At 63.0% G+C, this 11,576-nt stretch carries 10 protein-coding genes and 1 pseudogene; 10 read left to right on the forward strand and 1 reads right to left on the reverse strand.

The annotated features are described in order from the left end of the window. The first annotated feature begins 22 nt into the window (after positions 1-22). Positions 23-1,168, forward strand: coding sequence for an acyl-CoA dehydrogenase family protein (locus C2R25_RS18000; RefSeq protein WP_103730485.1), 1,146 nt, complete (start codon positions 23-25; stop codon positions 1,166-1,168). Then, a complete protein-coding gene (locus C2R25_RS18005; protein WP_103730486.1) occupies positions 1,168-2,085 on the forward strand; it encodes an acyl-CoA dehydrogenase family protein in 918 nt (305 codons plus the stop codon). The genes C2R25_RS18000 and C2R25_RS18005 overlap by 1 nt, the downstream gene beginning before the upstream one ends. Here C2R25_RS18005 and C2R25_RS18010 read toward each other — a convergent pair whose 3' ends face one another. Further along, entirely contained in the window at positions 2,086-3,171 is a 1,086-nt protein-coding gene (locus tag C2R25_RS18010) for a helix-turn-helix transcriptional regulator (protein ID WP_103730487.1), read from the reverse strand. Between the two features lie 103 nt (positions 3,172-3,274). On the opposite strand from C2R25_RS18010, the pseudogene cysD reads away from it, so the two are divergent. From cysD to C2R25_RS21100, 8 genes and pseudogenes are all read left to right on the forward strand, one after another. Continuing rightward, positions 3,275-4,183: pseudogene (cysD, locus tag C2R25_RS18015) on the forward strand (sulfate adenylyltransferase subunit CysD); the annotation flags it as partial. Continuing rightward, on the forward strand, positions 4,183-6,105 hold the full coding sequence (cysN, locus tag C2R25_RS18020) for a sulfate adenylyltransferase subunit CysN (RefSeq protein WP_103730489.1): 1,923 nt from the start codon (positions 4,183-4,185) through the stop codon (positions 6,103-6,105). The pseudogene cysD and the gene cysN, both read left to right, overlap by 1 nt. Beyond that, complete coding sequence (locus C2R25_RS18025) at positions 6,105-6,842, forward strand: 3'(2'),5'-bisphosphate nucleotidase CysQ (RefSeq protein WP_103730490.1); 738 nt, start codon at positions 6,105-6,107, stop codon at positions 6,840-6,842. Before cysN ends, C2R25_RS18025 begins: the two co-directional genes overlap by 1 nt. A gap of 159 nt (positions 6,843-7,001) precedes the next feature. Then, entirely contained in the window at positions 7,002-7,670 is a 669-nt protein-coding gene (locus tag C2R25_RS18030) for a TetR/AcrR family transcriptional regulator (RefSeq protein ID WP_103730491.1), read from the forward strand. Between the two features lie 118 nt (positions 7,671-7,788). Next, positions 7,789-8,772, forward strand: a complete 984-nt coding sequence (locus tag C2R25_RS18035; protein WP_103730492.1) for an MDR family oxidoreductase — start codon at positions 7,789-7,791, stop codon at positions 8,770-8,772. A 48-nt stretch (positions 8,773-8,820) separates the two neighbouring features. Then, positions 8,821-10,524, forward strand: a complete 1,704-nt coding sequence (locus tag C2R25_RS18040; RefSeq protein ID WP_199183869.1) for a class I adenylate-forming enzyme family protein — start codon at positions 8,821-8,823, stop codon at positions 10,522-10,524. A gap of 2 nt (positions 10,525-10,526) precedes the next feature. Continuing rightward, entirely contained in the window at positions 10,527-10,949 is a 423-nt protein-coding gene (locus tag C2R25_RS18045) for a nuclear transport factor 2 family protein (protein WP_103730493.1), read from the forward strand. An 86-nt stretch (positions 10,950-11,035) separates the two neighbouring features. Further along, positions 11,036-11,524 carry an SDR family oxidoreductase gene (locus C2R25_RS21100; protein ID WP_233204128.1) on the forward strand — a complete coding sequence of 163 codons (489 nt, stop codon included), beginning with the start codon at positions 11,036-11,038 and terminating at the stop codon, positions 11,522-11,524. Positions 11,525-11,576 lie beyond the last annotated feature (52 nt).

Below are 11,576 nucleotides of genomic sequence, written 5' to 3' on the forward strand. Positions count from 1 at the left end.
AGAAGAGGAGGGCGCGGCCCCGATGCAATTCGAATGGACTGTCGAGCAGGACGCATTCCGGCACAAGATCCGGGACTTCCTTGCTTCCAACTTGCCGGATGACTGGGAGACGTTCTCCGAACACGGGCCGGCGTCTCCCGCGCTGACCGCTTTCGCCCGTGAGTTTTGCGTGAAGCTGGCCGAGGCAGGCATTCTCTTCCCTCATTGGCCGATCGAGATGGGAGGCGAGGGGCTGGGCCCATGGGAGCAGCAGATCCTCGCCGAGGAGATGTGGATCGCCGGCGAGCCGCGCGGCGGTCAGTATATGAACGTCAACTGGATCGGTCCCACGCTGGAGAGATACGGGACGCCGGAACAGAAGGCCCGCTACCTTGAGCCGATCACGCGCGGGGAATCGCTGTGGTGCCAGGGTTTTTCCGAACCGGACGCAGGGTCCGACCTCGCTTCGCTGCGCACGCGCGCCGTGCTGACGGACGGACACTATGTCATCAATGGGCAGAAGATCTGGACCAGCTACGCCGGGCTGGCCGACACCTGCTTCCTTCTGACGCGCACCAGCGACGACCGGAAGAAGGGGATCACCATCATCCTGGTCCCGATGGATACGCCTGGCATCACGGTGCGCCAGATCCCTTCCCTTATCGGAGAGGGGGACATTCACGAGGTCTTCTTCGACGATGTGACTGTGCCCGAAACCGCCCGCTTCGGCCAGGAAGGGCAGGCGTGGGAGATCGTCGCCTATTCGCTCCGCAATGAGCGTTTGGGCATCCCGCGCTTCACCCTCGCCCGGGCCGCTCTCGACAGGGCGGTGCAGATGCTGAAGGGGCAGGAGCGTTTCCGCCGCGAAGCCGTGCGGATCGAGGCTGCCCGGTGCGCTGCCCTTTGCGAGGCTGCGGGGACGGCGAACTACGCCGTCGTGCAGAAGCGTGTCGACGGGCTGGCGATCGGGGCGGAATCCAGTTCCGCCCGCTACGCGACGGTCATGGCCGAAAGAGCGGTGTGCGAGTTCGTGATCGAATTCCTGCCCGAAGCGCTCGCAGGGGCATCGTCGTACCTCAAGATGCACCATCAGCGCGGCATCGTAGCCGGCGTTGCTGCCGGTTCCGCCGAAATCCAGCTCAACATCATTGCCAGCGATGTGCTGGAATTGCCACGGGAATCGCGCTGATGCAGCTTTCGCTCAACGAAGACCAGCAGCAGGTTCTGGACTTCATTGACAGTCTCGCCCGGCCATACGCCGGGGTTCCGCTGCACGACGTCTCCCTGGCGCTGGAAAATGCCGAACTTGACGCCGCGCTGATCGAGAACGGCTTCCTTGACGTGATGGCCGTGGAGGAACTGGGGCCGGTCACAGCCGCGCTCGTCGTGGAAAAGCTGGCGCGCCTGCCTTTCGCGGTGGAAGCGGCGGCGTCGACCTTCGTTCGGCCGCTTGTCGCCCCCGATCTCCCCCGGCCGATCTGCCTTGTCGAGGAAGATCGCATGGGCGCGCCCTTGCGGTTCCTGCGGCCCGGTGCAACCGTCATCGTCATCGGCCCGTCCGGCGTGCGCAGCTTCACGGCGGAGGAGGAGCATATCGCCGCCGCACAGGAGGATACGCTCTACGCCTACCCGGTGGCATTCCTTCAAACGACGCCCCAAACGCTCACGACACATACAGTGGACGCGGCGGAAGTGCTGCGACTGTGGCGAGTGGCCATGGCAGCGGAGGCTGCGGGCCTGCTCGGCGCGGCGCTCGCAAGTACAGTGACCTATGTGTCCGAGCGCAAGCAGTTTGGCCGCCCGCTCGCGACGTTCCAGGGCATGCGCCACCGTCTCGCAGAAGATCAGGTGCTGACGAACAGCGTCTACTGGCTGGCTCTTCGGGCGGCCGGCACGGCCCAGCAGGGCGACGCAGCGCTTGCGTTGCTGCACGCGCAGGAGGCGGCACGGCGCGTCTGTTACGATTACCACCAGTTTCTGGGTGGCATGGGCATAACTCTGGAGCACCCGCTTCACCTGTGGACCTATCGCCTGAAGCTCCTGACGGCGGAACTCGGTGGCCGAGGCGAACAGGCGCTGGCCGCCGCGGACGCCCTGTGGGGCTGATCAGGCCATCACTGCCACGCTGTCGCAGACAAGACGGACCAGTTCGGGCAGCCCCCGGACGCCCAGTTTGGTGTAGAGCCGCTTGGAATAGTTTCGCGCGGTCTCCACGGTTAAGCCCATGCGTTCGGCCGCTTCGGCGATGGAAAGCCCCTCGTTGAGCGCGATCGCGAGTTCCGCTTCCCGGGGCGGAAGGTCGAACACCTTGGAAAGACGCTCGACGCTGGCTGGGGTGCGCGCGTTGGGCAGGCGACACAAAGCCAGCATGGAGGGTTCGGGCATGTCCGTGGTGGTGGTGAGCAACGCCTCCAGACGCGGATGCTCATGCAGGAGGACCGCGCGCGGCGCCGGTGCCGCAGCGGAGGTGAAGAGCGCCGCTGCCGCCGCCAAATCTCGCTCCGCCTGAATTCCAAGATCGCGAAGCCGCTCGCCAACACGCGGGGCGTACCCGATATTGGTCCGTATCCAGGCATCGAGCCGAGGGTCCATGGCCAGAAGGCGGGCCTCCGCGTCGAAGATGATCCACGCGGTCGCGCTCCGCGCCAGACCCTGCGTACTGACGCTGGCCCGCACGCGGTGATCTTCAAGCTGGACATAGCTGCGCAGCGTCGCCTCGACGTAGGGAGCAAGCGACGAGAGCATGGCGCTGTCGGCGGCCTCGCAGGGGCGCGCCCGCGCAAGAATGAGCCACGCGTCGGTGCCGTCGATGGGCGGAAGGCGCACCACGCGTTCGTCGGTAATGCCGAGGCGCGCCATCTTGGCCATGCGTTCGGCCCGGAAGACCGGGTCGTGGTCCACGAATTCGCCCACGCTGTAGACCCGGCCCGGCCTCAACCGGTCGTAATGGATGCGCTCCAGAGCGTGCATGGCGAAAGGATCGCTCCCGCGTAGAGCTGTCCTCAGATCCTTGCCGGCATGAAAGTCTTTGATCCCCCCGTGCTGACCATCGCCCTTCCTCAACACGATACTTACATGCTCCGCTTCCGTACGGCGGCGCAGGCGCTGGAGGAACTCGGTAAGCTGCGCGCTATCGACGATCCCCCGGATCAACGGGAGTAACAGATCAGTCTCATCGGAAGAGGTCAGCATAGTCTCACTCCCATATGGGAGGTTCCCGCCGGAGTCATCCCTGCAAAGAGTGATTCGTGCCTGATATGAAGGTGCCTGCCCGAACAGGGAGCGATCAAAGGGAGCTGTGATGAAGACCCTCACACACCTCGAGCGGCTCGAGGCTGAATCCATCCACATTATACGAGAAGTTGTCGCCGAAGCGGAAAAGCCGGTGATGCTCTATTCGGTGGGCAAGGACAGTGCCGTCATGCTGCACCTTGCGCGGAAGGCCTTCTATCCTTCGCCACCGCCGTTCCCACTCCTTCATGTCGATACGACGTGGAAGTTCAAGGCGATGTACGACCTGCGGGACAAGATGGCGCGGGAGAGCGGGATGGACCTGCTCGTCTACCAGAATCCGGAAGCGATCGAACAGGGCATCAATCCCTTCGACCATGGCGCGCTTCACACGGATATGTGGAAGACTGAGGGCTTGAAGCAGGCGCTCGACAAGTACGGCTTCGACGCCGCTTTTGGAGGCGCTCGCCGGGACGAGGAGAAGAGCCGGGCGAAGGAGCGGATTTTCTCGTTCCGGACCTCTTCTCATGGCTGGGATCCCAAGAACCAGCGGCCCGAACTCTGGAATCTCTACAACGCCCGCAAGGCGCGCGGCGAATCGATCCGGGTGTTCCCGATCTCCAACTGGACCGAGCTCGATATCTGGCAGTACATTCACCTCAACGACATTCCGATCGTTCCGCTCTACTTTGCTGACAAGCGACCGACGGTGGAACGCGACGGGATGCTGCTCATGGTCGACGACGACCGCTTTCCGCTGCAACCCGATGAGCGACCCGTGCTCCGGTCCATCCGCTTCCGCACCCTCGGCTGCTATCCACTCACAGGCGCGGTCGAAAGCGAGGCGAAGACGCTTCCCGAGGTGATCCAGGAGACGCTGCTCACCACAACGTCTGAGCGGCAGGGCCGGGCGATCGACAAGGATGCCGGCGGGGCCGGTATGGAAGTCAAGAAGCAGCAGGGGTACTTCTGATGGCGGACATCGACACCAGGGAAGCGGTCTACGTGACAGACACGCTGATCGCTGAGGACATTGACGCATATCTTGTCCAGCATGAACACAAGACGATGCTGCGCTTCATCACCTGCGGCAGCGTGGATGACGGCAAGTCGACCCTGATCGGACGCCTGCTCTACGATTCCAAAATGATCTTCGAGGATCAGCTCGACGCGCTGACGGCCGATTCCAAGAAGGTGGGCACCCAGGGGCAGGAAATCGACTTTGCGCTTCTGGTCGATGGCTTGGCTGCCGAGCGCGAGCAGGGCATCACCATCGATGTTGCGTACCGCTTCTTCAACACCGAAAAGCGCAAGTTCATCGTCGCCGACTGCCCTGGCCACGAGCAGTACACCCGCAATATGGTGACCGGCGCATCGACGGCAGACCTCGCGGTGATACTGATCGACGCCCGCAAAGGTGTCCTGGTGCAGACGCGACGGCATTCGTATCTCTGCCATCTGATCGGCATCAAGAACATCGTTCTGGCCGTGAACAAGATGGATCTTGTCGACTACGATCAGGCCGTGTTCGACGGTATCGTCAAGGACTATGCCGAATTTGCAAAATCGATCGGCATCGAAAGTTTCACCGCCATGCCGATCTCCGGCTTCAAAGGCGACAACATAACTTCGCTGTCGACCAACACGCCCTGGTACGCCGGGCCTACGCTGGTGGAGCATCTGGAGACGGTGGAGGTCCTGTCCTCCGTCGATGCGGACAAGCCGTTCCGTCTGCCCGTTCAGTGGGTAAACCGCCCGAATCTGGATTTTCGGGGGTTTTCAGGGCTCATCTCCACAGGCTCAGTGAAGCCGGGGGACAAGATCCGCGTCCTTCCTTCGGGCAAGACCAGCAGCATCACCCGCATCGTCACGTTCGACGGCGACCTTGAGGAGGCGGTCGCCGGTCAGTCGGTCACGGTCTGCTTCGAAGACGAGATCGACTGCTCGCGCGGCTCCGTCATCGCCATAGCGGACAATCCGCCGCAGACAGCCGACCAGTTCGAATCCACCATCGTGTGGATGGCGGACGAGGCCCTTATTCCGGGGCGGGCATACTGGCTGAAGCTGGGCACGCAGATGGTCTCGGCCACGGTCGCGGAGCCCAAGTACACGGTCAACGTCAACACCATGGAGCACATGGCAGCCAAGACGCTCGACCTTAACGCCATCGGCGTTGCGGAAGTGACTGCGGACAAGCCGATCGTCTTCGAACCTTATGCTGAGAACCGCGCGCTGGGCGGGTTCATCCTGATCGACAAGATGACGAACGCCACCGTGGCGGCGGGCATGCTCAACTTCTCGCTGCGCCGTTCGCAGAATGTCCACTGGCAGGCTGTTGACATCGACCGGACGCAGCACGCCAAGCTGAAGAACCAGAAGCCTGCCGTGTTGTGGTTCACGGGGCTTTCGGGATCGGGCAAGTCGACGATCGCCAATCTCGTCGAGAAGAAGCTGCACCGGATGAACCGGCACACCTTCCTGCTCGACGGCGACAACGTACGTCATGGCCTGAACAAGGATCTCGGGTTCACCGAGGCCGACCGCATCGAGAACATCCGCCGCGTGGGCGAGGTCTCGAAGCTGATGACCGATGCCGGGCTTATCGTCATCACGGCGTTCATCTCACCGTTCCAGGCCGATCGCGAGATGGTGCGTGGCATGCTGCAAGACGGCGAGTTCATCGAGGTGTTCATCGACACCCCGCTGAAGGTTGCCGAAGCGCGCGACGTCAAGGGGCTCTACAAGAAGGCGCGGTCGGGCGAACTTAAGAACTTCACCGGCATCGACAGCCCCTACGAGGCGCCGCGCAATCCGGAAGTCCGCATCGACACGACTGTCCTTTCGCCCGAGGAAGCGGCGGAACTCATCGTCAACACACTCCTGGGAGACGCCTGATGCCGCTGGATGATGGGGATCTTGCCGCAAAGCTGGCAGTAGAAGCGGGCAGGATACTGCTGAACGTGCGCCAGTCCGGTCTGTTCAGCGGGAAGGCGCTGGGCAAGGCCGGGGACCAGACGGCGAACCAGTTCCTGTGCCATGCCCTGCGCGAGCAGCGTCCCGAGGACGGTCTCCTCTCCGAAGAGGAAAAGGACAACCCGGAGCGGCTGGATAAGAGCCGCGTCTGGATCGTGGATCCGGTGGATGGCACGCGTGAGTATGGCGAGGAGCGGACTGACTGGGCGGTTCACGTCGGCCTTGCGGTGGACGGCGTTCCGGCTCTGGGCGCCGTGGCGCTGCCGGGCGCGGACCTCGTGCTGCGCTCCGATCAGCCCGGCCAGATACCCCCCGCCCCGGAAAAGCTGCGCATGGTGGTCAGCCGCACCCGTCCCGCCAAAGAGGCGACCAGCGTTGCCCAAACGCTTGACGCAGAACTGGTGCCGATGGGATCGGCGGGCGCCAAGGCGATGGCGATCCTGCTGGGGCAGGCGGACATCTATCTGCATTCGGGCGGTCAGTACGAGTGGGATAGTTGCGCGCCGGCCGCCATCGCGATTGGATGGGGGCTCCATGTGTCGCGGATCGATGGATCACCGCTCGTGTACAACCAGCAGGACGTCTACATGCCCGACCTGCTGATCTGCCGAAAAGAGCACGCCGGGATGGTGCTGCGCGAGGTTTCGGTGCTGGCCTGACCTCTATCGCCGTCGCATTTCGGCCCTTGGCGCGTCAGGGGCTGGGGTGCCGGGAGCACGATATCTTGAGAGGCTCGGCGGTTCACGCGCCCGGTCAACATTGCTGTTCAGTGCTACCCTCATTATAGGGCAACGCCTTTCGGGTATTAAGGGACAGTGATGGAAGCAAGGACCAGGCGCCGGGTGAGGGATCCGATCGCGACGCGCGAGACGATCCTGGAGGCCGCCAGCAACCTCCTGGCCAAGGACGGTCTGGAGGGGGTCAGCCTTTCGGCGGTCGCACATCTTGCGGGCGTCAATCGCGGCACGGCTTACCAGCATTTCGAAACGCGCGAGAAGCTGATTGAGGCCACGATCGAGTGGGTGTCGGACAAGCTGTTCCGCGCCGTTTTCGGAGACCCTGCCACCGTCGGGGAGCGGCGCGTGGAGGAAGTCGATACCGCTGATCTCACGGATCGCCTGTGCGGCTTCGCCATGGACAATCCGGAGATCTGCCGTGTTTGGCTGCAGCAGGTCCTAGCCTCGCCGGACCCGAGCCAAGACCCTTTCTGGCGCGAATATTCCGGGTCTTTGCAGCGCTTCGCCAACACCAGACTGGCAATGCCCGGCGTCGACGCCGAGGTGCTTTCGGTCCTCAACCTTGCCGGCGTGTTCTTCTGGCCGATCTTCGCACGGGCCCATGCGGCCGACGACGACGAGCGTCAGGCGCTGTCGAAGCGCTTCAGCCGCGAGATCCTGCGGCTTTCCATGTACGGTTCGATGAACGCATCGCGCTTTCCAGAGGTCGCCGAGCGGCTGGCGGCCGGGGAGGACGCCGGGCGGCCCTGACTCCTTCCTTTATTCGCCTCCGCGATGCCATACTCGCGTACCATTGACGCAAGGGGTGGTAAACCCGCAGCAGGGCAGGCGTGTTCGCCCCCTGCGGGCGATGAGGGAGTCTCAAGTCATGTTTTCCGCTATCGTGATCGACAAGACCGAAGATGGTCAGTCCGTCGGCCTTCAGCAGTTGGACGAAAGTGCCCTGCCGGAAGGTGATGTCACCGTCGATGTCGCCTACTCGACCCTGAACTTCAAGGATGGCCTGGCGATCACGGGTAGCTCGCCCGTGGTGCGCAAGTTCCCGATGGTGCCGGGTATCGATCTCGTCGGAACGGTGACGGACAGCAGTCATGCGGATTGGAAAGTCGGTGATACGGTCGTCCTCAACGGCTGGGGCGTCGGCGAGGGCCACTGGGGCGGTCTTGCTCAGAAGGCGCGTCTGAAGGGTGACTGGCTGGTGCCTCTGCCCTCCGCCTTTACACCCGAACAGGCTATGGCCATCGGCACTGCCGGCTATACCGCAGCGCTGTGCGTCGATGCACTCGTGGATTGGGGCGTGACCCCTGACAAGGGCGAAATCCTGGTGACCGGTGCGACTGGCGGCGTCGGTTCCGTCGCAATCGCGATCCTCAAGAAGCTTGGTTATTCGGTGGTCGCTCTCACTGGCAAACCCGGGGAGGTCGATTACCTCAAGGGCCTTGGCGCCGAAACTGTCATGGATCGCGCCGAACTGGCGGAGAAGGGCAAGCCCCTGCAAAAGGAACGCTGGGCCGGTGTCATCGACACTGCCGGCAGCTTCACGCTTGCGAACGCTTGCGCCCAGACGAAGTACGGCGGGGCGGTTGCTGCCTGTGGCCTCGCGCAGGGTGCCGATCTTCCCGCCACGGTGATGCCGTTCATTCTGCGCGGCGTGGCTCTGCTCGGCATCGACAGCGTCATGGCACCCAAGAAGAAGCGTCTGAAGGCGTGGGAGCGGCTGGCGAAGGACCTCGACCCTGCCGCCCTGGAAGCCATCGGCCAGACCATCGGTTTGAGCGATGCTGTCGACGCTGCCAGGAAGTTCATGTCGGGCGAGGTCAAGGGCCGCTTCATCGTAGACGTGAACGCCTGAAGACAGGGGCGGCGCAGGATCGCCCTTTTTTCGAGTATGAGGATGGGCATGACGGGTTCGGTCAAGGTGGTGGACGGACTGTCCGTGGTCCACGGCATTCCCCTTTCGGAAGAGCAGGGCATCGGGGCCCTGACGCTGGGCGGTTATCTTCGTGAGATCGCCGAGCGGTATGGCCCGCGCGAAGCGGCAGTGATTCACCTGCCGGACAAGGTCGTTCGTTGGAGCTATGATGAGCTCTACGCGCGTTCGATGGAGGTAGCCAAATCTCTGATCGCTCTGGGCACCGCCAAGGGGACCCGCATTGGCGTGCTCATGACCAATCGGCATGAATTTTTGTCCGCCGTGTTCGGCGCAGCGCTTGCCGGCTGCATCGCGACGCCGATCAGCACCTTCTTTACACCGACCGAACTTGAGGTCGTTCTCAAGGCCTCCGGTGTCTCCGTGCTCCTGTTGGAGCGGACCGTCCTCAAGAAGGACTTCGCGCAAATGCTGGCCGACCTCGAGCCAGAGGCGCTTGCGGCGCAGCCCGGCCAACTGGCTTCGGCGAAGTTCCCGTTCCTCCGTTATGCTGCGATGATCGACTACGAGACGCCACTTGGCATGATCGAGGGTTACGGAGCCTTTCTCGCACGCGGCGCGCATGTGGCCGAAAGCCTCGTCCTGGCCGCAAGCGATGCCGTCGCGCCATCGGACCCCGGCATCCTTCTGTTCTCTTCGGGCTCCACAGGCAAGGCGAAGGGCATCCTTAGCGCTCACCGCGGGGTGTGCCTTCAGCTTTGGCGCTGGCCGCAGTGGTATGCCATCCGTGACGATCTTCCGGCCCGGACCTGGTCTGCAAACGGCTTCTTCTGGTCCGGCAACTTCACGATGGCCCTTGGCGGCACGCTGTCTCGTGGGGGGACGCTGGTGCTCCAGCGCTGGTTCGATGCTGCCGAGGCGCTCGACCTGATGGAGAAGGAGCGCGCCAACATGGCGCTGGCATGGCCGCATCAGTGGGCGCAGCTTGAAGCTGCGCATAACTACCGCGACGTGGACCTGTCGTCACTGGTCTATGTCTGCAGAAACCAGCCGATCTCGCGACAGCCGACGGTCCGCAGCGAATGGGTCGAGCCCGGGCAGGCCTACGGCAACACCGAGACGTTTACGCTCATATCCGTGTTCGCTTCGGGAACACCCGAGGAAATCGCCGGCAAGTCCCACGGCCTTCCAACGGCAGGCTCGACGATCAAGATCGTTGACCCGCTGAGCGGCGCGACCATGCCTCTGGGAGAGCGGGGCGAGATCGCCGTGAAAGGCCCCACGTTGATGCTGGGCTACCTCGGCATCCCGTTGGACGAGACGCTCGACGAAGATGGTTTCCTGCGCACGGCGGATGGGGGGTATCTCGATGAGCAGGGGCGTCTTTTCTGGGAAGGCCGCCTCAACGACATCATCAAGACTGGCGGCGCGAATGTCTCTCCGCTGGAAATAGACGAGGTCATCAGAGCGCATCCGGAGGTGAAGGTGTCGCAGACCGTCGGAGTCCCCGATGAACTGCTGGGAGAACTCGTCGTCTCGTGCATCGTTCCTGTAGAGGGCATGCGCCCTGATCCGGACTCGATCCGCGATTTCGCCAGGCAAAAGCTTGCGAGCTACAAGCTGCCGCGCCCCATCCTGTTCGTTGACGAAGAGGAACTGCAGACGACCGGAAGCTCCAAGATCAAGACGGCAGAACTGCGGAAGCTCGCGGCCGAGCGGCTGGCTGACGCCTGACCATGCCCGAGGCCGCGAACTTCGCTGACTGGCTTGCCATCTGCAACCTGAGAGCCGCTTACTGCCGATTCCTTGATACCAAGGACTGGGAGCGATGGCGCGATTTGTTTACGGATGACTGCATCCTCGACACGACGGCAAGCGGCGGCACGCTGGAGCAGGGGCGCGACCGCTTCGTGGATCAGATCCGCACCTCGCTGGCAGGGGCCAGGACCGCGCATCAGGTCCACTCGCCACAGATTGAGATCGACGGCGACAGGGCCGTCGGTGTGTGGGCGATGCAGGACCGCGTCATCAAGGACGATTTCGCTCTCACCGGCTACGGCCACTACCATGAGGTCTGCATCCGCACTCCCGATGGGTGGAAGATCGCCGAACAGACGCTGACGCGCCTCATTCTGGAGATCGACAGGCCTGGGAATTAGTTTCAGGAAAAGGGCCTCCCGCTCACCGGTAAAGACAGCAGGCTAAGTCCCGGGATCGTGCTTTATCGCCGGAGCGCCAGGCAGAAGTGTCGGCCTTATCCATCGTGGTCGCGATAGGCGGTATTCCAGCAAGCCGCTATGATGACGACGAAGCAACCGACCTGCATCCAGCAGGCGGCGGGAGTGGAGGAAGCGTGGGCAAGACCATCGTCATTACGGGTGCAGGTGCCGGCCTCGGCAGGGCGCTTGCGCAGCGTTTCGCGAGTGAGGGTGAGACGGTCATTCTGCTGGGACGCACCCTGTCCAAGGTACAGGCCCTTGCCGATGAGCTAGGCGCGCCTGCGATGGCGGTCGAGTGCGACGTGTCCGACCCGGCCTCCGTCCGAACCGCCTTCACGCAGACTGCAGGAACGCATCCGAAGATCGATATCCTCATCAACAATGCCGGTATTTATGAGCCGTTCACCGTGACGGAAGCCACGGACGAACAGATTTCCGGCATTGAGAACACCGGGAATAAAAGGGGCCACGGACCGGACCGGAGCACCGGGATAAAAAAGGGCCAGTCCTGTTAGACCTTCGCTTTTGTGCGGAGGTGGAAGGATGAAGAGAGTGGAGCTTTATCAG

The sequence above is a fragment of the Novosphingobium sp. HII-3 genome (assembly GCF_002916655.1).
GTDB lineage: Bacteria > Pseudomonadota > Alphaproteobacteria > Sphingomonadales > Sphingomonadaceae > Novosphingobium > Novosphingobium panipatense.

Excerpts from the sequence above, each read along its gene's own strand:
- C2R25_RS18045 (WP_103730493.1), top strand. The coding sequence starts at position 10,527 with ATGCCCGAGGCCGCGAACTTCGCTGACTGGCTTGCCATCTGCAACCTG.
- C2R25_RS18005 (WP_103730486.1), top strand. The coding sequence starts at position 1,168 with ATGCAGCTTTCGCTCAACGAAGACCAGCAGCAGGTTCTGGACTTCATT.
- C2R25_RS18000 (WP_103730485.1), top strand. The coding sequence starts at position 23 with ATGCAATTCGAATGGACTGTCGAGCAGGACGCATTCCGGCACAAGATC.
- C2R25_RS18040 (WP_199183869.1), top strand. The coding sequence starts at position 8,821 with ATGACGGGTTCGGTCAAGGTGGTGGACGGACTGTCCGTGGTCCACGGC.
- C2R25_RS18025 (WP_103730490.1), top strand. The coding sequence starts at position 6,105 with ATGCCGCTGGATGATGGGGATCTTGCCGCAAAGCTGGCAGTAGAAGCG.
- C2R25_RS18035 (WP_103730492.1), top strand. The coding sequence starts at position 7,789 with ATGTTTTCCGCTATCGTGATCGACAAGACCGAAGATGGTCAGTCCGTC.
- C2R25_RS18010 (WP_103730487.1), bottom strand. The coding sequence starts at position 3,171 with ATGCTGACCTCTTCCGATGAGACTGATCTGTTACTCCCGTTGATCCGG.
- C2R25_RS18030 (WP_103730491.1), top strand. The coding sequence starts at position 7,002 with ATGGAAGCAAGGACCAGGCGCCGGGTGAGGGATCCGATCGCGACGCGC.
- cysN (WP_103730489.1), top strand. The coding sequence starts at position 4,183 with ATGGCGGACATCGACACCAGGGAAGCGGTCTACGTGACAGACACGCTG.